Consider the following 24,898-nt stretch of genomic DNA (forward strand, 5'->3'; position numbering starts at 1 on the left):
AGTATGTATACAAAAAAGCACTTAGACTTTTGTCTAAGTGCTTTTCTTTTTGTGTTTATTGATAAACAGGATACTTTTTAGGCTCCATTACAAATGCCTGTTCTACATCATATACTTCTTCTACATAAATCTGGTGCCAGATCATAAACACAAGAATCGTCCAGATTTTACGGCTGTTGTCTTTTTTATTGTCTACATGCTCCTGCAGAAGGCGCAGCGCTTCCTGCTTATTGAACAAGTAGTCGGTTCCGCTGACTTGAATTAAGTTCACAGACCAGTCGTATAACTCATCTTTCAGCCAGTGGCGGATTGGTACCGGGAAACCTAATTTTTTACGGTTTACAACATGATCCGGCACAATACCTTCAGCTGCTTTGCGCAGTACATACTTCGTTGTGTTATTTTTAATTTTTTGGTCTGTCGCAATGGATGACGCTACGTCAAACACTTTTCGGTCCAAAAACGGCACGCGCAGTTCAAGCGAGTGCGCCATCGTCATTTTATCGGCTTTCAGTAAAATATCTCCCCGAAGCCACGTATGAATGTCGATGTTTTGCATTTTTGTAACCGCATCATAGTCAGCTGACTGGCGATAAATAGGTGCGGTTATGTCCGTATAGCCCAGGTTCGGCTTGTACTGGGACAGCAGGGCTCTTTTTTCCGCTTCTTCAAACATTTTCGCATTTCCGATATACCGCTGTTCAAGCGGTGTCGCACCGCGCTCGATAAAGCTTTTTCCCCTGAAGCCGTCCGGCAGAATACCGCTCAGTGCTTTCAGTGCTCCTTTCACCGGGCCTGGAATCGATTGGAATACACGTAAAGATTCCGGCTCACGGTAAATATTATAGCCGCCGAACAGCTCGTCCGCCCCTTCCCCGGATAGAACTACTTTCACATGTTTCCTCGCTTCACGCGCTACGAAGTAAAGCGGAACGGCCGCCGGGTCTGCCAATGGATCGTCCATATGCCAGATGATCTTGGGAAGCTCCTGTACAAATTCCTCCGGCGAAATAATGTGGCTGATATTCTCTAAACCGAGCGCATCCGCTGTTTCTTTTGCTACATCTACTTCACTGAAGCCATTGCGTTCAAAGCCGACTGAAAAAGTTTTTAAATTCGGATTTACCTGCTTCGCCAGTGACACGATAAAGGAAGAGTCAATTCCACCTGATAAAAAGGAACCGACCGGCACATCACTTCGCATATGCACGTTGACAGAATCAATCAGCACATTGCGAATGTCTTTAATAATCTGGTCTTCCGTTGACTTAATCGGGCGGAAGGTCGGTTTCCAGTAAGATTGGATCTTCATAGCTTGTCCAGGTTTTTGCGTAAAGAAATGGCCAGGCTCAAGCTTTTTCACGTTTTCCGTCATCGTATCAGGTTCCGGAACATACTGGAAGCTTAAGTAATGCTGCAGAGACTTGGCATCTAATTCACCTTTTCGAGCCGACAAAATGCTTTTCTTTTCAGAGGCAAAGTACGTTTTTTCTCCCTGCTCAAGGTAGAAAAACGGCTTGATGCCAAAATGGTCGCGCGCTCCAAAGATCTGCTGTTCTACTTTGTCCCAGATCACAAAGCCAAACATTCCTCTTAGTCTCTTCACTGCTTCTTCCTTCATATCGCTATATAAAGCAATAATCACTTCTGTATCAGATTCCGTTGCAAACTCGTATCCTTTTTCCATTAATTCTTTCCGAAGTTCAACATGGTTGTAGATTTCTCCATTGAAAATAATCCAGTAACGGTCGTTTTCATACGAAAGCGGCTGGTGTCCACATTCAAGGTCGATGATACTCAGCCGTTTAAACCCAAACTGCACTTGATCTTCCATAAAGTAACCTTCATCATCTGGTCCTCTATGGGTAATCAAGGCATTCATTTTTTTAAAGTTTTCTGCCATTTCTTCTGTTTGTCTATATGGCCGTGCGTGCATACAACCCACAAATCCGCACATACATTACACCTTCTTAGATAAATTTAATAAAATATTGTTTCCAGCTTTATATACGACATCCCTTTGTAGAATCCCTTTTTTTGGATGAAGAAAAATTTGTATTAACTGTACTAATACAAATAATATAGTTAATTTCACCAAAAAGCAAAGATTTACCAGGGTCGATTATTATACCATGAAAAAGAACAAATTTGTATAATAACCTTTATCTACCTTTCCACCATTTCAGAGACTATAAACGGGGAAAAATGACACCGAACAAAGAATGACAAAAAGCCTGTTTTCCTTAGAAAACAAGCTTTTTCGACGGTTTTTTTCTTATTGTGACGAAGTTCTTATATATACTTGCCAAGCGATTCACTCGACCACTGATGAATGACATGCTGTTCTCTATGAAGAACTTTTTGCAGGTAGATCATCGTTGTGTGAATGTCTTCATGCCCGAGTGCTTTCATAATTGAAAAGATATCTGCTTTATTCAAGTGAGAAATAATCGCAAAACTATGCCTGAATACGTGAGCTGTTAATTTAATATGGCCGGAATGAACAAAAGGCAGGTCCACTTCTTTAATCACTCTTTTTAAATAATGGGCGAGTCCGTCTGGTTTAAATGCCCGTCCTGTACTTGTGACAAACAGCGGTTCCTCACTGCTGTTCGGAAAAGTAACAGGACGAAACCGCGCTTTTCGGTACTGAAGGATGCTCTCAAGCACTTTTTCTTTTAAAGGAATTTCCCGCCTCTTGCTTCCTTTTCCCGTGACAGACAAATAATGATGGCCCAAAATGCTGTCATACTGCACATCGGCCAGTGTCAGCCGGCATAATTCCTCATTCCGCATGCCGGTGCTGACCAGTACATGAATAAGGGCAAAAGCAATGTATTGCTTTCGCTCCTCAAAGTAATCCAGCAGCTGTATTACTTCACGCGGCCCTAAATCGCGGTTCGGCCGGTCTTCAGAACGGACCGAAACGGTCAGCAGTTCTTCATGGATCGGTTTTTGGATATAGCCGCTTTTAAATAAAAAGGAGAAAAAGCTTTTCCAAATAACCGTTTTTCTTTCAAGTGTGGCAGGTGAATAGCTTCCTCTTTTCTTTACATGCGGGCTGTCTTCCGCGACCCACTTTTGGTACCGGCGCAGGTGCCGTTTTTCTAAGCTCTTAAACAAGGAATCATCCACAATATCCAAATCTAAATGCATCACAGGCCCATTCTCAAGCATCTGTTTAATCATCATATGTAATTCTTTTTCATACTCCCGAATCGTACGTTTGGAACGATTCGCTTTTTTGTTTAAATTGGTTTCCCGGTATAAAAAGTAATGCAGCATATCCCGGTCGTTAAAATAGTAAAAGTCTGGCTTCCCTTCCCTCTCTGCCCGGTCTTTCTGATCAACCAGCGCAGAAATAGTTTCTTCCGTGTTCTCGGGAATTAGCGGACTACTTTCATTATGTATGATTAATTTGTCCATATATATCTCCTGATTATCTATAAATTTATTTTTAATCAACATATATTTTTATTATAAAATAAATTAGTTTATTTTTGTATAATTAAAAATTAAACAATCAATAATTGATTTCTTCTAAATTTAAAATAAACTATCTTATATCAAAAAATATAGCATTTGTTGATATTGGTATAATAATTAATATATAAAAATTTTTATTTTAAACACTTACTTTAAATTAAATCTTTTTTTGTGTTTTATTTTTTAATGAATTATAATAAGAGAATAAGTACTATCAAAAATATATTGCATTATTATACATATTTTCTTATTTCATTGATTTCTTATTTTTTTAAAAAAGTATGATCACTTTTTTCTCTGTTTGTAATTAAACTTGTTTATGTAATAGCAAGGCAAAGGGAGAAAAAAGAAGAGCGTATATCGAATGCAACAAAAGAAATGGCGTTTTCACCCGAGAGGAAAAGCTGTTTTTTATAAGATGTTACAAATGGTTCTGCTCAGCTTGAAACACTGCTTGTAGAGAGCGGCATATATAATGGAAGAAACTCGGATTAAAATGAAGGAGAATGAATAAAAAAACATGAATATTTCGGATTGCTACACAACAAAAGAAGCAGCTGAACGCCTTGGAAAATCTGTGGTTACGATCGGTCACTATATACGAACTGGAAAACTGACGCCTGTTGAAGATTTTTGGGGCGGACACCGGGGACATTTATTTGAAAAAAGCGCGGTTGATCAGTTGAAAGAGGAGCTCAATCAGGAACAGCCGAACGGAATGATGACAGGAGAAGCCGCCGCTTATTTAGGTGTAACGAGAGCCGTGCTGCAATCTTACCTCCAGGAGCAGATTATTCCTTTTGAAAAAACGACCTGGCGCAGCCGGGAAGTTGTAACCATCAAAAAAGTCGACTTGGATTTGTTTCAAGAAACGCATAAAGAGCGTCTTGTAGAAGACCGCCTTAAGCAGCGCTTGTTTTATGATCGTAAAAAGCAGATTGCTTTTTACCAGCGCTTTTCGTCCAGCACGATTCAGGAAGCACGCCTTACCTGGAACGCCCAGAAAGAATGGGTGTTTTTTATCCAGGATAACGGCGCTCAACTGCCATTTGAAGAAGGCATTTATAAGCATGATTTAACACCAGACTACACACTTTCTTTTGGCAAGCGGACTGGAACGCCTGGCTACGCGAGGCTGTCGCTGCCTTTACAGCTTTCCTTTACCCGACAGTTTCTGGATCTCTTATACGAGCAATTTGACTTATCCAATGTTTATATGGATATACGGCAGGAAGAAAACATTATCGTCCTTTACGTTAAGGATATGTTATTAAATGCAGTGGAAAATGCGGAAACACTTGGCCATTTTCTAGAAAGCAACACAGAAGAAGGCTTTGTAGCAGCCAATAACAGTCAAATTCGGATCGAATCGGCCGAAAAAAGTCTATCTATTTACCTGCCGGCCGATATTAAAAAGAAAATCAAGCAGGCAGCAATAGAACAAGGCACAACCATGCAGGAGATCTCTAAAAGAATTATTATGGATTACTTTAAATAACGAGGTAAAAGAAAAAGATCCCTAAAAAGCGGCTTTCTGTTGAAGAAGCCGTTTTTTATATATTTTCATTTTGCTATTCCCCTTCAAAGTTTACATAATAAATTTATTGTTAATAATAAACCAGGTGCTTTCATACAAAAAAACACCTTTACGCAAAAATAACGTAAAGGTGTTTTGAGCTTTTGTACTCTACAGGCTTTGTGACATTGAAAGAATTATTTATTTTGCTCCATGATTTCATACGGTGAGTTTATACCGCTCTTCTTCCTGGCTTGCTCTGCTCTTTTTCCTGCTTCGTTCTAGTAAACAAGCTGATCATATATCCGGCAAGTCCGCCTGCAATCGCAGGGAAGATCCAGCCCAGACCAATTCCATAAAGCGGAAGATAGTTTGTGAAAAAAGCATCGATAGCTGAAACATTCAAGCCAGCTCCTTTTAAACCATCCATGATACTCACTAAAAAGGTTAACAACATGCTGCCTTGATATACGTGGGCATGTCCTTTAAATAAAGGATGAAGGAACGTCAAAACGATCAAGACGATCGCTAATGGATAAAGAACAGTCAATACTGGTACAGAAATTGAAATTAATTGAGCCAGACCAATATTAGCGATAACTGCACTAAATACACATAATACTACAGCAATTGTTTTATATGAGATGTTCGGGAACAGTTTGTGGAAATAAGTAGAACATGCTGTGATCAGTCCTACACTTGTTGTTAAACAAGCAACCGTAATCATTAAACCTAGTAAAACTCCGCCGTATGTTCCGAAGTAGTAGTCCGAGACACTTGCCAAAACTGCTCCGCCATTATCTAGACGTCCGACACCCGTTACACTGGCAGCCCCCATATAAGACAGAGCTGTATAGATAGCTGCAAGAATAACAGCGGCGATTCCAACCGCTTTTAAACAAACGATCAAAATATCTTTTCTCGTTTTTGCACCTTTTTCTTTGATTGCATTAATAATGATGATACCAAATACAAAGGATGCAAGTGTATCCATTGTCAGGTACCCTTCCTGGAATCCATTGAAAAAAGCATTCGTTTGATACTTTTCTGCAGGCGCCTGCAGCTTACCAATTGGGTTAAAGCATGCGACGACTACTAAAATCCCGATAAATGTGATTTTGATTGGTGTAAGGAATTTTCCGACAATATCGACAATTTTCGCTGGATTTAAAGAGAAAAAGCATGTGATGCTATAAAAGATCACTGTGAAAATCAGCAAAGGTACAAACGTTGAATTTTCTGACAAAAAGGGTTTTACGCCAATCTCAAAAGAAACACTTCCTGTCCTTGGAATCGCGAACAAAGGACCAATTGCCAAATAAAGAACGGTTGTAAAGACGAGGCCGAAAATAGGATGAACGCGGCTTGCTAAGGATTGTAAATCCTCTTTTCCAGAAAACCCAAATGCCATAACCCCTATTAGAGGAAGGCCTACTCCGGTTACTAAAAAGCCGGCAGTTGCTATCCAGACATTTGTCCCTGCTGACTGACCAAGCATAGCCGGGAAAATCAAGTTTCCTGCTCCAAAAAATAAAGCAAACAGCATCAAACCGATCACTACTATAAATGAAAATGGTATTTTGTTTGTCATTTAAAAAGCCTCCTGTTGTTACTCTTGTTGTCACAAACCATCCCCTATCATACACCAATTGAATGAAAAGTGTAAGAGTTTCTTAAATATCCAGAAAATTAAATTAATAATATACTGAAATAATTTTTCTAATTTTTGTTAAAATTTTTACAACAGTTTATATTTTTTTATACATAACAAATACCCCTGCTCTTTTAAGCGATCAGGGGTATGTTCAAGAAAAATAACATATTAATACAGTCATGTTGGATTTCCTTTTATATACTTTGTTTTATGGGGTAGAAAGAAATTTTTCAAGTGAATCCAATGCTTTTTCCTCATCGCTTCCATCAGCAATAAGCTTCACTTCAGTCCCTGGAGTCAATGCCGCAGCCATGACACCCATAATACTTTTAGCGGCAATCACTTTTTCATTGCGGATCAGGGTAATGTTGCTGCTGAATGTATTCGCTTTTTCAACAAATTGAGCAGCAGGTTTTGATTGAAGTCCTTCTTTTAATCCAATTTTCACGTTTCTTTCTAACATTATGCAGCCCAGCCTTTCACTTTATATTTTAAAATTTGAAAACGCTTTCTAGATTATTTCCATTTTATCTTATTTTTATACCTCTTCGAAATAGGCAAAGTGCCTAAATAATTTTCTGTTTCTTTGTGCAAAGCGTACAACACTGACCTGAATTAAAGCGTTTTCAGCTTTTTGTTTACTTATAAATATTGTTTCATTGGTTGTTGAAACAAGTAAGTAATAATATTGGTTCACTTGAATAAAAATATATTCATTTATTCCATACAATATGCCAATAAGAATGGCACTTTAGCAAATAACCTCTGGCACGGTTATATTTATTTCTCTAGCCACTGCTCCCCTATCCTCCTCTTTATTTGTTTTATATTTTAGCATCAACTTCTGAAAAAGGGAAATTTTTACCTTTGGTTTTGTGGATTTTTAATGATAGTCCAAGAAAACAAAGTGAAATCCACGTCCTGTACCAGCAAGATAAGATTTACTAACAAACATCATCCGGTTTTCCTCTTTTATTCGGAAAAATACATGTATACAAGTATTTATATATATGTGTATACAACTGAATATAATTTCAAAAAAATATTTTTCTTCTTTACTCCTGGCTAAAATGAAGTGAAAAGCAGCTCGCCCTTTTTAAAAAAGACGAGCTGCTTTGTTTATGACTGGTCTGGATAATGATAAATGTTTAGTTTATCACCTTTTAAGGTCGCTAATAAAACGTCTGCTGCCTTTGATTCATTATGAGCTTTTAACTGGCTGTGGAGCCACGCTTCATCTTTACCGCTTTTCTTCAATTCCTCATGGTCTATTTCCCCTTCTTTGATTACGGCCCGTGATAAAAGCAAAGGCTTTACAGCCAGCTTCATATCAGCTGGAGTGACAGGTGCATACTCCGGATGAAGGAAAAAGGAAATCGTTCCGTTCGGTTCCCAAATGGCATGTGAAATTTTTTGGATATCTTCAATTTGGCTTTTTCGCAGCTCAGCCAATAAAATATCAATAGAAATTCTTGCTTTTCTTAAGTTTTGATACCTAATTTTTCCCTGCTCAATCAGCGGATAAGGAGAGGGATCAAGCAGGCGCTGGAATCTTTTCCACTTTAAACTTAAATAAGTGCCCGCAACGTACAAAACCACCAACACGACCATAGTGATCATGGAGCCTTTTAATCCTAAATGTTGGTCCGATAAAGGGTGAGCTAAAATATTCCCAATTAAAATGGCCATTACAAAATCAAGCAGCCTTAGCTGCGCCATCGACCGCTGGCCCATTATTTTTGCAGCTAAAAGTAAAAACAAAAAAGCAACAAGCGCTCTTAAAATCCATTGAATGGTTGTAAGAGATTCTTGGGCATGAAAAAAATCCACAAGGTTCACTTCCCCTGCCTTAACTTTGTTAAATGAGTATCTGTAGCATTCCCTATTCATGTAAATTTATGATCGCAGATAATCAAAATAGTTCTTTTCCTGCTCTCTAACGAAGCAGTTTTACCGCTTCTTTTAATCCCGATTCTCTATTCGATCTAGGATCTATAAAAGGTACAATTAGAACCTAGATAAATTTTAAATAATCGGTACACCTGTATAGCGTTCCCCTTTACATACAAAACCGGCTACAGATCATTTCAGTATAAGACTCTAAGAGTTATGAAAATTCATTGAAGAAGATTTGTTTGTATGCACAGTCTCTCATTTATAACTAGAGGTTCATTAGTGTGGTAGACAGCGCCCTTGCCTCTAAGATGGCACGTTTAAACGGAAACGATTAATAAAAGTGTGTGATTTGGTTGTTAAACTGAGAAGACTTAAAAATTACAATCACTTCCCTTGTATATATGGCGAAAAGGTGTCTGCTGAATGTGAACACTTTTTGACTCTCTCTTTGTTTAGGACTAAACGTCAATAAAACGAGTAAACTATTAACAAAGGGAGGGATTAATCATGAACTTGGCATACAGCTATCTGCAGTTACACAAAGAATACCTACTCGACATAAGCAAACAAAATCGCCCCGGTGAGATGAATCAATTTGAAGTACTCTGTTTGGATTTATATAACTGGCTGCAGAAAGAACAGGGACTTACTGAGGCACAGGCAAAAGCAATCATAGAAGGTTCTCATATGCACGATGATGTTGCATAAGCCTACGGGCTCTTTTTTTTTGCTCACTTTCTTTATTTTGCTTTACTTTTAATTGGAAAAGTGTTTAATTGAGTTATTACTTGGTTTTTTAAATTTATTATTGAATTTTGCACATTGTTAATTATGTATTAAATAGGAAGCGCATTTCACCTCTGACTTTTTCGCTGTTTTAGGTGGATATCTGGATAATGATCGCTCATTTCATACTAGATTTTGCGTCATATTTTTGTTTTGCGATCCAATAATCTGCAGCTATATCCATAACCATTGTTTCGTTCTTTTTCCATAAAGTCTTCCGTTATAAATCTATTCGAACCGCTGTGTTCATTTTTCTTCCTAACTATATCTTTCTTCCTGAAAAACCATAACGCCCTATTGCCTAATTAATATTTTCCAAGACAAGATTCGACAAACTATTCACTTTTCTCTTGGTACAATACTCTTCGGTAAACCAAAAGAAAAACATATAAAAGTAAAGAAAGCTGGTCAAGCGAGAGGAGCTACTACCATTGAAAGTACTAAAATCTGCACATGACCCAGGCCTATACTGTCTGTGGAACAATATTGGAAAAGAAGTAACTGAAGCTGTGGCTTATGATCGAATTATGAAAAGTATCGTAGATGAAGAAGACTGGGATCCAGGTATCTTTAGGTGGGTCAGCGACCATAATCTTAATTTTGAGGAATGGCAAGAGATTATAGTTTCACCAATTACATATACTCATCATGGACGACCGGCTTCAGTCGGTCTTTTTTTAATATTTTAAAATAAACGAGAGAAAAGAATCCTGCTATAAACCGGATAAATTATTTTTGTTTGGCCTGTATAAGATCCTTTGAACTTGTCCATAATATGCCTATGAGACCCCCCATTTTCTCATGCGATAACCCATACCACTGTACAGCCACAGATCTATCTGGCTTTTTTTGCATATTTTTCATTAAATGTGGGAAATAATCAGTATCAAGGCGTTAAATAGTTCCCCTACCGTTAACGCTTTTGATGCTCCTTTTAGCCTCGGAGCTTTTCAAGCTCCAAGGCTTTTTTATAATACTTTATCCGACGGGCTGCCATAGTTCTGCTGTTGATCTGTAAATGTCATGTTTCTTTAGTCAAACATCCCTCCCTTGGCTATCTTCTTACACCCATTTTCCTAAAGCAGCTTTATTATGATCTAGCCTTTAGCTTGAAAACATTTTTTAAATCATATTTATAAAGAATTATCCATGATATGGTTACAGCTCACAATGAAAATCGGTTTAATTATTCTCTCTTCAGATTGAATCTCTATTTATTGGTCTATCCTGCTGTTTTATGGCATATGTTAGTATGGTTAGCTTTTCATTTAGCTCCTGTAACGAATTGGTTTTTCAGTGAGTTCATTGGGCCCACTGTGTTTATTTGTGTCTTTGCGCGGATAATTATTTCCTTTTAAAACCAAATATGGATAAGTGAGAAAGAGAATCTGAATTACATTTATTTACTTTCCTTGAAGGATATATTAGGGTTTACCTGTTTGGACATTTTTTTAATTTTTTTGTTTGTAGTCATAGATTCTTCAAAAAAGGGGTATATGCATTTTGAATAAGCAAACACTTATCCGATTAAAAATGCAACGATCAATAATCATCTTAGACTTTCACCAGCCTCTTTCCTTGTGCTTATGCAAAGGTTAGAACCAGAGAGGAGAATTAACATTGTCATTAAATAGCCTGCAGGATTTGCTAGAAACATTATGTTCTTTTAACACCATCAATATTACCCATACTTTCGAAAAGGATGAGCAGCCGATTGCTTCAGTTTGCTGCTTAAAAGATACTTCTATCATCCAGTTAACACTTTATGAAACCCAGTCAATTAAGCAGTATAAAAGTATTGAAGAAGCAGCAACCGCGATTGATAAATTGCTCAATTAGATTTTATCTCCTAGTAAAAAATGATTTGATTTACAGCCGTTTTCGTCGGATCCCTTCATACTGAGTAGGCAGCCAAAGCATTATATAGGTTTACCTGCTCTTATAATCTGCTATAGCAAGGTGTTGGTGTTCCCTTCGTAAGTAAAAGAACACAACCGATGTTAATTCTTTAAACTTGATAAGTTTAAAGTTCAGAGGTATGATTCTTTCATTACCTGGAAATGGAGGGGATAAAAATGCACTGGCTTCGCTTAATCCCTGTAGTTTTTTTCTCTTTATCGGCTTTATCGCTATTTACCATTCAAGCCGAGGGAATTCTACATTCTATCCAGGAATTTATCGCTTTTTATAAGCAGGATTCCTGATTCATTTGATAAAATCCCTTTAAGGGATTTTTTTTATGTATTCCTTTAGCACTACTCTCCCAAGCAAGAAACAATCTCCTTCTTTCAAAGTAAGTTTTGCATCCTTTCCTCCATTTTTCCATTTGCTTGTTAATAAACAGTTTATATTATTTTCATTATACTAAATCAATCATTCAAACTAAATTCGTGATATAATTCTCATAGTAAACGCTTACCCAAATACCTATCACTAAAGTAAATATTAACTTTTTAAGGGGCTGTTGAACGGTGATCATGGATAGTAACCAAGCAAGCATAAAAGAACAAACCATTTTTAGCCACACAGGAAATCTTATCCAAACCGAAGATAGAGAAATTAAGGTCATTGCGCGATTTGAGGAACCGCTCATTGTCGTTTTAGGAAATGTATTGAGCGATGAAGAATGCGCCGAGCTGATCAACTTGTCAAAAGACAATATGCAGCGTTCAAAAATTGGATCTTCACATGAAGTAAATGAAATGAGAACAAGCAGCGGAATGTTTTTTCAAGGCAATGAAAGCGATATCATTCAAAAAGTTGAAAAAAGACTGTCCTCGATTATGAATATACCCATTGAACATGGAGATGGTCTTCACATTTTAAAATATACTCCTGGTCAAGAGTACAAAGCGCATTTTGATTTTTTTGCCCCAACAAGTCCTGCAGCGAAAAACAATAGAATCAGTACCCTCGTTTTGTATTTAAACGATGTAGAACAGGGCGGAGAAACCTTTTTCCCTAAACTTAATTTTTCTGTTTCTCCACAAAAAGGAATGGCGGTCTACTTTGAATACTTTTATAACGATAAAAGCATAAACGAACTTACTTTGCACGGTGGAGCACCCGTTATCAGGGGAGAAAAATGGATTGCTACACAATGGATGAGAAGGCAGAAGTTAAGATAAAGGGGAAAAGCCAAACCTTGATTAATCAAGGTTTGGCTTTTTAAATGAATATTCATTCTACTCAATCATCATTGCTGTCGAAGAAATCAAAAGAGTCTTCTTGATCCACCAGAACCCTCTGATTCGTAATCTTCATTTTCATACCCCAGCTCCTTTTCAAAGAGGTCGCCTATTTCATCCATTAACAGAAGCGATTTAAGGATCAGGGGATAAAAAAGCCGCATCCGTAATAGGATTGATGCGGCTTAAATTATATACTTTTTTGAAAAACTAGGCTCTTTCTTCTCAAATATCCCCATTCCCTCTCTTTCCAAAATGGCTAGAAACGCTTTTGCAGTTTGAGGATCGAACTGACTCCCTATATTCTTCTCAATCTCACCCATTACATAGTTTAAATTCATGATTGGTTTATAGACTCGCTTTGTTGTCATGGCATCAAAAGAATCTGCGACAGCCAAAATACGCGCTGCCAAGGGGATCTCTTCTTTTTTCAAACCGTGGGGATACCCATTTCCATCGTATCGCTCATGATGATACAACACCATGTCGAGAACACCGTTTCTTTTGAAATCGGAAATATGCTTTAATGTTTCGTATCCTATTGTTGGGTGAAGTTTAATAAATTCAAATTCATCATCGGTTAATCTTGAAGGCTTTAATAAAACAACTTCTGGAACATCAATTTTGCCAATGTCATGGAGCAAGCCCCCGATATAAATTGCCTCACACTGTTTTTTAGGTAATTCCATTTCCCGTGCAATTTTTAAGGCATAGTCCGCTACTTTTTCGGAATGGTTTGCTGTATATGAATCCCGTGAATCCAAAGACTTAGCCAGAGTAAAAACCAGCTCAGCCTGATGGTGCTTTATTTCATAATATTTTTTTATAACCTCAGATGAAATAAACGTTACAGCTAAATAAACACAAAGGCGAACCAAAACAGCTGTAATATTGACAAACTCGTCATTTAAAAAAGTACGAGTAAAAACTACAGAGCAACAAGAAAAGAATATAAAAAGTCGTGATTTCTCTGAAAAACCAAGCCCTAAAAAAATAACAGTTAAAATATATAAAGACTTAAAATCACTTATCCAATTTGTAATTAGTATAGTGACACAAAAAGATACCGAAAAAAGAAGACGAAAAAACAGCAGATTATCCAATGAAGGTATTCTTCCACCCAACAAATTACACAATTGAGTGTATTTTAATTCCAAATCATCACACCTTAATGTTTTCTTATAAAGTAATATTTTCCTTGATAACCTTATAATAGATTTCTTTAAAAACAAAGGGTTCATTATAATGTAAACGATTTTAGTTTTCATCAAATCTCGACATATGCCATTAAATGTTCAATAGTTAACTTAGTTCTCTTTCCATTTGGGAAGAGTTTAACCTTGAATGAGTCACCATTTTTCAGATAATATAAAGTACAATAACAAGCTGGCACAGAAGAATTTACGCCAGCTTTATTTCGGGTAGTTCTATGAATATTATGAGGACATCTTAAACCTTGCTTTTGTTTGTTGTCTCCGTTATGCACTTGCCTTTCGAGGGAAGCCAAACCTATAAAGGCTGCACTACATTCAAAGTAAAATGCTCCATCAGAATCTTTAATTTAGGTGGAGAAGTCCGAGGATCATATTTGTCAGTCTTTATTTTTTCATCATTAATGGACTGATAGTGTAATAAGAGGTTATTTCGAAGAGGCTGTGTCTCACTATGCATTAAATGCTGTTTTGATTTTTTAATGTATTTGAATTTTGCACATTGTTATTTTTGTTAAAACAAGCGTTTTATTTATTCTGTAATAAATTCAACTTCATACTTTTCTTCAAAAACACGGTTTTATCTTATTGTGTATTAAAAGAAACAGCTTGCCCTGGCATGTCTTTATATCCTGTCGAATTCGTATTATCACCTTTTGTTTTCTTAAAAATAAAACTTTTTGTTATTATATGGTCATTTATACAGGCTTTCCTTAAACCCCTCCATACTATGTAAAAGTGGGAGGTGATAATCGTGAGCTGTGAAAACAATGGTGGGTACGGATCTGGCTTTGCACTAATTGTTGTTTTGTTTATTCTTTTAATCATTATCGGTGTCTCTTATGTTGGAGGCGAATATGGTGGTGGCGGATACTGCTAAGTGTCCAACACTGGCCTGTAAAACATTTTTGAGTTAGTCGAGCTTTTCAGCTGTTCCCCCGCTTCCTTCTTTAGCTCCCTATTTGATATACAGTTGACTGTATTAAATAATACAGTCTTTTTTTGTTCAAATTTTTTTATAGATAGTGATAAGTCGGTTCATTCTTATAAGAGCCTTAACTCACTGCCTTTCCTTCAGTCAGATTCCTCGCCAGGCTGCTTTTATGAAAATGCCCACCACTTCTTTGCTTCATGCAGCCAGATGTCAGCTAAGGATAACCATTAATCATTTCTTACTCAGTAAACCCTTGTTTAAGGTCACGCTCATATTGCTGCTTATTGGGTCTCGTCAGGCATAGGGCATTTTTTTTCATTCACTGTTTTTCGAAAAGCGACAAGTATTATCTTGGCCCGCTTTTTTTACTTAGACCAGCCTTTTTGATTCAAACTTTCCTTTACAATAAGCTTGTATTTTTTCTGGTGTTCATTGCTGTTTAGCGGCTGCTCCGCGACATGGCTATTTTTGTTTACCTCTCTCCAAGCCTAATCACGGTTTTCCTTCTCAAAACACGCTATTTTAGTTCTCATTTTCCACATACAAAATCGTTTATTTTTCACTAAACTGGGTATTTTAATTTTGATAAAATCACAATATTTATCTTGTGGAGGTTTTCTTTATATGTCTTCGAACGAATTGACTTTGTGGATATTTCTAACGATTTTAGAACTTATTCTTATTTATCCAATCATTTTCAGGCTAATAAAATCTGAAAGGTTTTCAACACTTCAATATAAACAGTCACAAAAGATTAACCCTAAACCTAAAAAGAAAGATACATACTTTAATTAAAGCGCTTCTGGCGCTTTCTTCCTTTTTATAAAACCTCCTGAACTTGTCCAATATACTTGCCATGTAAAAACGCTGATTTTCCCATTTGATAACCCATAAAGCTATACAGCCAGACCCACGCGGGGTGTTTTTTTACCGCCAGCACATCCACTTTTGCTTTTTTCATTATTAAAGAATAATTAGTACGATCAAGCAATCCCCCCTGTGGTACATGCTTGATAGCCCGGGAGCATTGCTTCTGGGTTTTATTGAATTCCCCACCGTTTCTTCTTCGCATCCAGCACTCCCTGTGTTAAATCCTCATACTTCGCTAAAATATGCTCATCGTTTAACCCTTTTGCAACAAACTTTTCGTACTGGACTTTACTCAAATTCCCTTTTGAATTGACCGGGCGTTTCCTTCTTGAAGAAAACCTGTTACCTACCCGTTTATCAGCTTCTCTTACATATGCGGGGCGTTTCGCTTCAAATTTCCTGCAATATGCTTCTACTTCTTCTGGGGTCCATTGTTGTTTAATTACTGCTCTACGGTATGCCATTTCTGCTTTTCCCCCGTCAGTTCTTTGAACCATTCTTTGTCACCTGTTTTTAAAGCTAGGTCAACCAATGTTGATTTATCTTGGTGCTTGTCCCAAAAATCACCGATCGGTTCTAGCTGCTCTTCTGTGAAGATACCTGGTGATGGTTTTTTTAAAAGGTATTTATTGTCCTTAATCCAAATCACTTTTGTTAACTCAACTCGTTTACTGTGCCAGCTAAAATTAATGATGTTGCTTACATATCCAACGGCTGTCATACCACCAATTTTGACTGCTTTCCAATCTCCAATGTTTAACAAAGCTTTCACCTCCAGTTTTCTTACTTTCTTTATTTCTCTTTTTATCTGAATTTATTCATTCTAAAACACAAACATATGATAATATCTTCTTAAGCTGGTGCTGATTTATGTTCACAAACCCACATATAACGTTCGCAGTGAATTCTCGCTTCCAAATTTCGCACTCCAAAACATACATATTCTTAACTGGTAACATCATCGTGATTTGTTGCCAGAAGTGTCTGAATTAAAGTGGATCAGCAAGCGTGACTCTTTGGAATACGAAACTTACAGATGGGATAAGAAGAGGGGTGCTCCTCTCCAACTAGCCCAATAGCGCTGTCTTGCCTGTCTTTCACTTCGTGTAGCACTCCTTCTCCCTAATTCGGCAGCTGATTTTTCTTTTTACACTTACTTGTATATTTGTATATATGTTAACTCTCCATTGTATACACCTTTAGATGCAACTTTTAGACGTCTTTTTAGGTAACAAGCTCCTTTCTAAATAAATAATTTCTCTTTAATTCCGTAATAGACTTCCATTTAATTTTAAATTTTGTATAATTGGCTTAATCTTAAGAAAAAGGATTTAAATAATGATACAAGCGTTTTGTTTGAGTGACGTTTTAAACAATCCTTCCATTTTAACTGCTCCCTTCATTCGTTAATCCAATTATACAGAACGTATGTTTTTTGTTACAAATAAAAAACAAACATGTTTTCGTGTTTTTATTTGCGCCCAATTAATACATGTAATGAAGCAGGAATGAAAACAAAGGAACCCCCGAGAATTGCCTCGAGGGAGTGGAAAAGACAAGAAAAAATAGATTTTTGTTCTGTCACTAATTTAATTTCTCCTAAACAAGTGTAAATCGAAATACTTTTCGCATTCATTTATTCTTTATGAAAGGTTACCGGACTATCCGACAGCCATTTTTAAGTTTTAAACGCTAGTATTGCCACTATACCTGTGAGAATGGGGATAAGAACCATTAACAGTTGTTACTCCTCGGAAAGTATGATAATGTCTGCCATCAGGCAAGGGAATAGCTGGGCCAGTTACCCCTCGGACTTCATGTTCATGCCCATCATCAAATGAAGTCACTGTTAAGTATCGATGAGTATGAGGGACGCCAGTAGGAGCTGGTGCCGTTATTCCAGCATATTGATGACGATGTCCAGCATCAAAAGAGGTTAATCCTGAAAAATGATGGGTATGAACGGGCTGCCCATTCCATGTTGTAATATACAAATGATGAGAATGATGAGAATCTGAATTTGGATCGTCTGAATCAATTATCAATCCAGTTACCGGTATCTCCATATATGTTTTTACCACCTTTCCTATCGCTTTTTCCATGTTATGAACGCAAAGTTTATAAATTCCTGTATCTTAAGATAAATGAGAAGAAGTAGGTGATTTTTCATACTAATACGCGGTAAAAGAGTATACTCTATAGATGTTATTTCAGTTCCCTTCAAAATTTTTGTTCATAAAGGAACTTAAATATAGGGTTTTGAGTAGCTTTGATTTATGTATATTTTGTTCCTTAGTAAATGGAGCAGCTAGAAGAAGTTGCCCTCTTTAAAAGAGGGCGCATATTGCAGGTTTATTTCAATAAGCCTGCTTCTCTTGCCGCGTCATAACTATCTTCAGCAAATGCAACAGGATCGCCAACATCTTCCCAGTGCATGTACATTAAGCGTGGGTTGTCAAAAGCCAGTGGTTGTGAACCGCTGTGACAGTAATTCCTCTACGTCGTAATGCAGTCATAAATCGGTTAATTTCTGATTGAAGGATGACGGTTTCTCCTAGATTAAGAGTCTTTCCACCAATGTTATTTTCGAATGATAGGGCAAATGGAAGTACCAGAGGAGAGCGGGTGCGGCGGCCTAAAATGGTTGCGTCTATATTTCGAAGACGTTGTACCACACAGACGGGAGTTGAGGTGATAACCTGGCCTCCAATTATATCAGCGAGCCGTTGACAAGGTAGTGACATGATTGTTCCTCCTTTCTACTTATTCGTTATAGTCTATGTAAAAAGTAAAAGATTTGTATAGGTTTATGTAGAAAGATAAAAATTAAGAGAATACTAGTTTCCTGATTTTAGCCGGAAGCAATCAAAAGCAGCTGCCATGAGATAGCAGCTGCTTTTTTCATTTCCTTGTTTTGATGGTTCACGTGTCATTTATCTAGCAGAGGTAAATGAGGCTGGAACCGATCATGAACCCGAATGATTCCCCACATACCCTGCTCAATTCCCCAGCGGATGTTGCCGGACCGGTACAAATAGTCGCCGGGATAGTTAAACAGTCCTCCAGCACCACCGATTAAAAACAGATCCTCTGCTGCGCCCGGTGCCAGGTGGCCGACATAGGAATCAATCCGGACATCAATGTCTCTTGGGTCAAACTTCCAGTTATGACCATGGAGGTGAAAGGTGTTGGCTCGTCTTCGTTCAGACGGATTGGCAAGGCGGACAACGATAGGTTCCCCTGGATACGCTTCGAAAACAGGTGTCGCCGGATCACCGTGAATCTCTGAGCTGAATAAGTCACCTAAGACGGGATGTTTTTTAAAGCGATTAATCAATCGTTCTGACCGGTAATTAAAGCCGCGCGAGCCGTAATCATAGGTGTCTACTTCACCGTCTTCGGGATCCGGTTTTGGAATCACGCCATCAAGTGGATCAACAATGACTTTGCCACGCTTATTCTCAAGCCGGACACCATCATGCATAATCAAGACAAATTCTCTGTAATCAATTCCAAGTGGATTACGGAGCACTACATTGGTGCCAGTTTGGACTGGTTTAAGCGTCTGCGGATCATGGTAAGTCGTAAAACGCGGTTCAGCAATAAAAGCGCCGAATGTACCAAAAGACCGGTGATTCCGTAAATCTGCCATGTCCCACATGGCACAGGTGCCTATGCTCTCTTGTACATGCCAGCGGTACGTAATGGATTCTCCAGGCCCAACCGTTTGATCTCGATTGAATCCTACGGTTCCACCGCTTGAAGTGGTAACATCGTAATCCAGCATACTGGCGTGCAGCGAAATACGCAGGGACGGCGGGTAAAATGCCTGCTCTTTTACCGGTGGGTACCGGTGAATGCCATCAGGGAACGGAAATAACTTAGCTTTCAGCCGACTGGTCAAGGTGACTTCAACCAGATCGCCGGCATTTCCTCTCAGTACCAGCGGCTCAGGTTTTTTTGTACCGCTCAAAATATCCTCCACATCTTCTTCTATAGCAAATATAATCCCGAATGGATCATAGTCTCTAAATGAGTTGTATAAAATGGGTGTTTGAAAAGCAACCACGCTGTACTTTCGGATCGGCGGCTGATGGGTTGCTTCAGGCGGCAATGTATGCTGCGGATTGGCCGGCTTCGGCGGCTTTCCGGTCACTTTTGGCAATCGTTTTGTCCGCGGCGGGGGCAGCGGACGGTCCGAAAGGGGCATTAAGTCATCAACGGCTTCACCAAATGCGCGGATCAGCCCCCATGTACCATTCCAAATATCTTCTTCATCTTCAAAGGCCCACAAATAATCTCCAGCCTTCGGAATAGCTGTTTCAAGCGTAAACGACTCTGAAATGCTGATATGCTGCTGTGAACGCATCTGTGAATCCTTGCTGGGCCGTTCTGCTTTCCAGCTTAATCCGTGCACATTAAAACTATGGGACTCTTCATGGGCACCCTGCAGCAGCCGGATGCGGATTGGATCTCCTTCATAAGCCTCCAAGATAGGCGTGACGGGATCTCCGTGCACATAAGAGCTGAAGGAATAGGCTGGATCCTTGTCTTTCCCGAGCCGGAACTGCAGTGGTTCATTTTTATAATTAACCGCAAAAATGCCGGGATCATCTAAGGAACCTGGAAATGGCGGCGGCTGAATCGGACAGCCGTCTTTGTCATACAGAAGAGCGAAATCCTGGACAAATAATGCGAAATCCCGATAATTCGGAATAAGCGGATGGGAAACGGTAATCTGTGTGCCATGATCCAGTTCCTCACCGGTTTTTGAATTTAAAAATGTAGAAAAGCGGGGCTGGATCACACAAGATCCAAAAATTCCGTGCTGCTGATGAGTCGTTGGGAACAAGTGATCGTGAAAGAAAAAGGCTTTTAATTCTGTGTCGGCATACCATTCGTACCGGCAGGTCTCACCCTGTAGAATAGAACTGTCATAATTCCAGCCTACATTAGCGCCGTCGGACACAAGGACATCGAACTTTACAAAATGGACGTGAAAACCCACTTCATAGGTTCTGGTAGTGAGCTGAAAAGCATCTCCGTCCAGAACATGAGGCAGCCTATTTGTAAAATTCAGCCTGATGCAGGAACCAGCTGGTGCGTGCAGAACAAGCGGTTCCGGCTCTTTTTTTCCAGACAGCACATCATCCAGATCTTCGTCTGCTACATAGATTCTTCCTTTCGGATCATGCCAGCCCTGTTTGTTATAAACAAGCGGCAGCTGAATAACGGATATGTTAAATTCCAGGACGACGGGATTTCCCAGGCAGGAATCAGTAAAAACAGCCCCCGGCCTTGCATTAGGTACGGCTGCATTTTTTTCAAGTTCCGTCATGTCCCTTCCGCCTACAATGCCAAGCGGCGGCCTTGGCGCTTTATATCCGACTTTTCCGGGGATAAAGTTAGGAAATCCTGGCTTTTCTTTTGTAGGCAAAGGCGGGCAGGGACGGTCCGGCAATGGCTTAAGCGGCGCAATCGGCACACCGTTTGGATAGCACTGGGTGCCGTCCTGCAGGGTATCAAAGATGCGATTTATCCCCCACATTCCAACTTCAAAATGCGGATAAAGATGGCAATGGATAACCACATCCCCGATTGCACCCTGCAGGCTGCCGAGTCCGTATAACGGCTGCACGGTATAATGGGACTGTGGGCTGATCGCCTGCGCGTCAACAATTTCTGAATGAATGTTGCCGGGATCTCTCAGCCATTGATGGACATGGTAATGAAACGCATGCGTTTCTTTTGAGCCTCCATGAATCAGGCGGATCACAGCCGGGTCGTCCCGGTAACCGCGCAGAATCGGTGTAGCCGGATCACCAAATACCCACGAGTCATGATGAACTTCCTCGCCTTCTAATTCAGGGGATACGACTCCTTCTTCAATTAATTTCAAACGATTATGAAGTGGCTCATACCGGTAGTTAACGCCATGAAAGGATTCACTTTCTTGATTGGTCATCGGATTAAGCGGCCGGTTGCCAGTTAAGTCATTTACTTCCATTTCATCACTAAAAAACCAGGCATATTCACGGAAGGAGGGAAGGAAAGGATGATGAATGTCCGCAAACACGCCGCTGTTGATCGGTCCCCCTGTTACAGGATCTGTCCACCAGGAACCTCTTTTTTCAATCAGCAGTGTGCCGAAAAGACCTTGGATGCTGGAGCCCTCTTCAGTACTTGATACATTGCCGACATCTGTAAAAAAACAAATTCCTTCATATGTTGCATTAAGCGTGTAAAGAAGCTTTTCACCGCAATCAGCCAGTGAGCTTGGATTAAGGCCGACGTTGGCTCCGTCTGACGTTAACACATTATAATCGAGATCTTGAAAATGCATGCCCACTGCAAAAGGAAGCTGGTTTTCAAAAACAATTTCAACAATATCACCTTCGTTCGCTCTGATCGTAAGCGGCTGTACGAGTTCCACAGGAAGAAAAGGTTTTTTGCGCACAAGCTCTTTTACCTTTGCTTCATTTTCCTTTAAGACATACATTCTTCCATTAGGATTATGGTCGCCAAAGTTGTTAAGGACAATGCGGATCGGAATGGCGACCACATGATAACGCCGTATCATTGGTTTTCCTCCTTATTACAGCATCTCACTTAATTCTGGAATGCGCGGCTCGCCGGGAAATTCGATATAAAACACTTCTATATTATGGATATGAGCCAGCCAGTTTTGGTTTTCCAGCTGAGCAAAATGTGTTGTTTCCACTGCAATCTTTACCTGTTCTCCTATCAAGGAAACAATTTCACTGATAACCAAAAAGGGATAGGAAGGGGCGGCAGTATAAAGCCTTCTGGCCAATACTTTCTCTAAAAGTGTTCACTAGCGCCATATCATGCCTAACGTTATCAGAATTTGAAGCGGAAGATCTAAGTACCATCCTTTTACCCTTCCTTTCTGGCTCATCCTAAGTGAGCGGGAAATCGGCCTTATAGTCGATACACGATCAAACATTTTTGTCTCAACTACAAGCCAAACAATGAAGAATGTATGTTGTAAAAGGATGTAATATTCTTTGTATCGTTACTAAAGAAAGATGCTTGTGATAAAAAGGTAAGAATGAATCACATAATAGTGATTGCTGACCTAGCCATTATTATTTTTAGTATATGAGCATAAGCCCTGCCGGTTCATCGTATAGTTCTCTTACAAAGGTCTCGCCAGCCTTATTGTTTCATTTCCTTCAACACATACATTCGCGGAAAAAGCAGCTGTCTCCTTTGGAAAGGGACAACTGCTTTTTTGATCAACAAGAGCAATACGTTTGTTTTTCTGCCAACAGCTTTAGAATGATTTTTAATGCAACATGATAGCTTTTGCCAGAACCGTAGCCGCCAACAAGAAGCTGAAATTTAGTGGACCATTCAAAAAGAAAATCATCAAAGTGTGGGCTTACTTCTTTTTCAATTGCTGTCATTTTGCCTCACCTTTTCTTTTGATGACAATTTCAATTGGTCCATCATCGTTATTGCTGGTCAGCTTCTCAACCTCGGCTTTTGATTTGGCAATAGCGGTTTGCATGCCCTCAAGCTTCAAGCAGCGTTCATCGTCAATATGCGCCTGCTCACCAAACTGTTTAATAAGTTGCGAAGCTCTGGCACGGCCTGGGACTGAGCACTTAAATAGGCGTAATATTGTTCATAGGCAAAAGACACTTTGTGCGACTCACTGCCGCCTCCTTCGCCTCAACTGCTTCCTGATTCTTTTTTCAAATGATCGTCGCCGTTTTCCACCCACATAACTTTTTGAGCACGGATGATCGCAGTGTATTGAATAACGATTTGATCCCAAATTAAATCAAGCGGATCTGCCTGGCACACTTCATCCATGATTTTTAAAAACTCTTCTGGAAAATGCTTGGCATAGAAGCCATGTTTCAGAGCATTTGAGTTTCGTTTCGGAGAAGCTGCGTGTTTATTACCCCGATTACCTTTCCCACTAGAATTACCAACGGGTGCGCCCTTCTTGTTGGTTGCATCCTTTTGCTGAATAGTTGCAACCTTTTTCGTCGGACCCCTCGACCATCCTTCACGGCTTTTCCGGCTTTTTAAGGTACCGAGATTTATATCATGCTTTTCCGCTAATGCAGCAAGCGTGATCTTGGTTGTTTCCCATTCTGTTTTGATATCATCTCAGTTTGCCACTTCACATCAACAACACCTCCGAGATTGTTTTTAAGCAAAGAAAAAAGCATCCCGCAGGATGCCTATAGAAAACGAAATTAAAATTCATGTCATACTCATAATTTTTAATTTGTCTTTATTTGTAGCCAGCTTTTTGATCAATGCTTCTTTAACCAACGCACTCACACTATCACTTGAGTCTGGATCAATCTCTACTTGTTCATAAAGTTGACGTCCTTCTGGCATCCCATCACAGTCTAAGGTATAATAACTCACTTTAATTTTTATAAGAACATCTCCTTTCCCCTTGTATTCGACAAAAGAAGCTAATTTCCCTCTTCAACATTACTTTACGTATTTGAACATAAAAATAGCACCCCGTAGGATGCTTCAATTGCACTGTATTAATATTCCTTCACTCTCACATAATCCACATTCTCCATATTTGCTTGGATGAGCGCGTCGTCTTTATCAACAAATGTGTAAACTTCTCCATCTTTTATGGACCTTAATGCATTTTCGGGCGAATCGGCCTTTACTTCTTGAACAAGTTCTTTTCCAGATGAAAAAACAAAAGTCAGTCTATACGTTTTCATTGTCTACCTCCTTTGCCTTACCATACCACAAAAGAAGTTAAATACCTTTATTCACATACATGAAATACAGCAAGAGCGTCTCCCTGCTGATTAAACAGTTTTACTATCTTTACCATGTTACACCTAGTTTCTGTCTCATTTCTACCTAATCCGACCTTTCACCCGTTTGTAAACGGGTTAATATTTCAAGAGCCGTGGACTTGCTCTCGGCTTTTTGTATAAATTTTTCTTTACTGGTCTATACTAGAATTGTTCGTTCGGAGTCCAATTCCCATGAATAAAACCATTCCCCCAGCCAGGTTCCCGCCTGGCTTTTTTGCATTACTAATCAAAACGAAACATATACTGCATACGGGAAGAAGGAAGCAGGTTAGCCCTTCCTTCATCCTGTACATAATGGACATACTGCTGATTATTCTGTTAATTTCAGATTCAATTCCTAAGGATCGAAGTCATTATGCAGTCAGAGCCCCTCTGGCTGTTTTTTCTGTGTCCGCATCCTGCTTGTGATACAATGATCTGTAACACTATGAAAGGAAGAAGGATATGAAAAGATCAATGAATTTAATCAGCCTTAATCCGTGCTTGTAAGGTGTGCTGCAGCACTCCTTGAGACACCTTGCAA

At 39.1% G+C, this 24,898-nt stretch carries 22 protein-coding genes and 2 pseudogenes; 6 read left to right on the plus strand and 18 right to left on the minus strand.

Annotated elements, in window-relative coordinates; genetic code table 11:
• Positions 1–55 precede the first annotated feature (55 nt).
• Positions 56–1,957 carry an asparagine synthase (glutamine-hydrolyzing) gene (gene asnB, locus RRU94_RS06770; RefSeq protein ID WP_315691022.1) on the minus strand — a complete coding sequence of 634 codons (1,902 nt, stop codon included), beginning with the start codon at positions 1,955–1,957 and terminating at the stop codon, positions 56–58.
• Positions 1,958–2,292: 335 nt separating this feature from the next.
• On the minus strand, positions 2,293–3,426 hold the full coding sequence (locus RRU94_RS06775) for a tyrosine-type recombinase/integrase (protein WP_315691023.1): 1,134 nt from the start codon (positions 3,424–3,426) through the stop codon (positions 2,293–2,295).
• Between the two features lie 580 nt (positions 3,427–4,006).
• Here RRU94_RS06775 and RRU94_RS06780 point away from each other — a divergent pair.
• A complete protein-coding gene (locus RRU94_RS06780; RefSeq protein ID WP_315691024.1) occupies positions 4,007–4,984 on the plus strand; it encodes a helix-turn-helix domain-containing protein in 978 nt (325 codons plus the stop codon).
• A gap of 250 nt (positions 4,985–5,234) precedes the next feature.
• On the opposite strand, the gene brnQ is transcribed toward RRU94_RS06780, so the two are convergent.
• The 3 genes from brnQ to RRU94_RS06795 form a co-directional block, all read right to left on the minus strand.
• Entirely contained in the window at positions 5,235–6,593 is a 1,359-nt protein-coding gene (gene brnQ / locus RRU94_RS06785; protein ID WP_315691025.1) for a branched-chain amino acid transport system II carrier protein, read from the minus strand.
• 271 nt (positions 6,594–6,864) lie between these two features.
• Positions 6,865–7,119, minus strand: coding sequence for an HPr family phosphocarrier protein (locus RRU94_RS06790; RefSeq protein WP_315691026.1), 255 nt, complete (start codon positions 7,117–7,119; stop codon positions 6,865–6,867).
• 656 nt (positions 7,120–7,775) lie between these two features.
• Entirely contained in the window at positions 7,776–8,486 is a 711-nt protein-coding gene (locus RRU94_RS06795; RefSeq protein WP_315691027.1) for a DUF421 domain-containing protein, read from the minus strand.
• A gap of 573 nt (positions 8,487–9,059) precedes the next feature.
• On the opposite strand from RRU94_RS06795, the gene RRU94_RS06800 reads away from it, so the two are divergent.
• The 4 genes from RRU94_RS06800 to RRU94_RS06815 all read left to right on the plus strand — a co-directional run bounded on the left by RRU94_RS06800 (position 9,060) and on the right by RRU94_RS06815 (position 12,466).
• Positions 9,060–9,260 carry a hypothetical protein gene (locus RRU94_RS06800; protein ID WP_315691028.1) on the plus strand — a complete coding sequence of 67 codons (201 nt, stop codon included), beginning with the start codon at positions 9,060–9,062 and terminating at the stop codon, positions 9,258–9,260.
• Between the two features lie 509 nt (positions 9,261–9,769).
• Positions 9,770–10,027: a hypothetical protein gene (locus tag RRU94_RS06805; RefSeq protein ID WP_315691029.1), complete on the plus strand. Its 258-nt coding sequence runs from the start codon at positions 9,770–9,772 to the stop codon at positions 10,025–10,027.
• A gap of 931 nt (positions 10,028–10,958) precedes the next feature.
• Positions 10,959–11,177 (plus strand): hypothetical protein, encoded by a 219-nt coding sequence (locus RRU94_RS06810; protein WP_251272782.1) that lies wholly within the window; start codon positions 10,959–10,961, stop codon positions 11,175–11,177.
• A 638-nt stretch (positions 11,178–11,815) separates the two neighbouring features.
• Positions 11,816–12,466, plus strand: coding sequence for a 2OG-Fe(II) oxygenase (locus tag RRU94_RS06815; protein ID WP_410492977.1), 651 nt, complete (start codon positions 11,816–11,818; stop codon positions 12,464–12,466).
• A 245-nt stretch (positions 12,467–12,711) separates the two neighbouring features.
• Here RRU94_RS06815 and RRU94_RS06820 read toward each other — a convergent pair whose 3' ends face one another.
• Complete coding sequence (locus tag RRU94_RS06820) at positions 12,712–13,683, minus strand: HD-GYP domain-containing protein (RefSeq protein ID WP_315691030.1); 972 nt, start codon at positions 13,681–13,683, stop codon at positions 12,712–12,714.
• Between the two features lie 808 nt (positions 13,684–14,491).
• On the opposite strand from RRU94_RS06820, the gene RRU94_RS06825 reads away from it, so the two are divergent.
• A complete protein-coding gene (locus RRU94_RS06825) occupies positions 14,492–14,617 on the plus strand; it encodes a YjcZ family sporulation protein (RefSeq protein WP_242237686.1) in 126 nt (41 codons plus the stop codon).
• 874 nt (positions 14,618–15,491) lie between these two features.
• Here the strand turns inward: RRU94_RS06825 and RRU94_RS06830 are convergent.
• The 12 genes and pseudogenes from RRU94_RS06830 to RRU94_RS06885 form a co-directional block, all read right to left on the minus strand.
• Positions 15,492–15,743, minus strand: coding sequence for a hypothetical protein (locus RRU94_RS06830; RefSeq protein WP_315691031.1), 252 nt, complete (start codon positions 15,741–15,743; stop codon positions 15,492–15,494).
• Positions 15,712–16,005 carry a hypothetical protein gene (locus RRU94_RS06835; RefSeq protein WP_315691032.1) on the minus strand — a complete coding sequence of 98 codons (294 nt, stop codon included), beginning with the start codon at positions 16,003–16,005 and terminating at the stop codon, positions 15,712–15,714. Before RRU94_RS06835 ends, RRU94_RS06830 begins: the two co-directional genes overlap by 32 nt.
• A complete protein-coding gene (locus RRU94_RS06840) occupies positions 15,984–16,304 on the minus strand; it encodes an IDEAL domain-containing protein (RefSeq protein WP_315691033.1) in 321 nt (106 codons plus the stop codon). The genes RRU94_RS06835 and RRU94_RS06840 overlap by 22 nt, the downstream gene beginning before the upstream one ends.
• A 922-nt stretch (positions 16,305–17,226) precedes the next feature.
• Complete coding sequence (locus RRU94_RS06845) at positions 17,227–17,607, minus strand: YmaF family protein (protein WP_315691964.1); 381 nt, start codon at positions 17,605–17,607, stop codon at positions 17,227–17,229.
• Positions 17,608–17,893: 286 nt separating this feature from the next.
• Positions 17,894–18,285, minus strand: a pseudogene (locus tag RRU94_RS06850) (DUF1259 domain-containing protein).
• A 185-nt stretch (positions 18,286–18,470) separates the two neighbouring features.
• Positions 18,471–22,121 (minus strand): copper oxidase, encoded by a 3,651-nt coding sequence (locus RRU94_RS06855; RefSeq protein ID WP_315691034.1) that lies wholly within the window; start codon positions 22,119–22,121, stop codon positions 18,471–18,473.
• Between the two features lie 15 nt (positions 22,122–22,136).
• Positions 22,137–22,262 (minus strand): hypothetical protein, encoded by a 126-nt coding sequence (locus RRU94_RS06860; protein WP_315691035.1) that lies wholly within the window; start codon positions 22,260–22,262, stop codon positions 22,137–22,139.
• Positions 22,263–22,815: 553 nt separating this feature from the next.
• A pseudogene (locus RRU94_RS06865) lies at positions 22,816–22,971 on the minus strand (phage terminase large subunit); the annotation flags it as partial.
• A complete protein-coding gene (locus RRU94_RS06870; RefSeq protein WP_315691036.1) occupies positions 22,968–23,090 on the minus strand; it encodes a hypothetical protein in 123 nt (40 codons plus the stop codon). The gene RRU94_RS06870 and the pseudogene RRU94_RS06865, both read right to left, overlap by 4 nt.
• 149 nt (positions 23,091–23,239) lie before the next feature.
• Positions 23,240–23,383, minus strand: coding sequence for a hypothetical protein (locus RRU94_RS06875; RefSeq protein WP_315691037.1), 144 nt, complete (start codon positions 23,381–23,383; stop codon positions 23,240–23,242).
• Between the two features lie 399 nt (positions 23,384–23,782).
• On the minus strand, positions 23,783–23,923 hold the full coding sequence (locus tag RRU94_RS06880; protein WP_251272791.1) for a hypothetical protein: 141 nt from the start codon (positions 23,921–23,923) through the stop codon (positions 23,783–23,785).
• 158 nt (positions 23,924–24,081) lie between these two features.
• Positions 24,082–24,273 (minus strand): hypothetical protein, encoded by a 192-nt coding sequence (locus RRU94_RS06885; RefSeq protein ID WP_251272792.1) that lies wholly within the window; start codon positions 24,271–24,273, stop codon positions 24,082–24,084.
• Between the last annotated feature and the right edge of the window lie 625 nt (positions 24,274–24,898).

This window comes from Domibacillus sp. DTU_2020_1001157_1_SI_ALB_TIR_016 (assembly GCF_032341995.1).
Lineage (GTDB): Bacteria > Bacillota > Bacilli > Bacillales > Domibacillaceae > Domibacillus > Domibacillus indicus_A.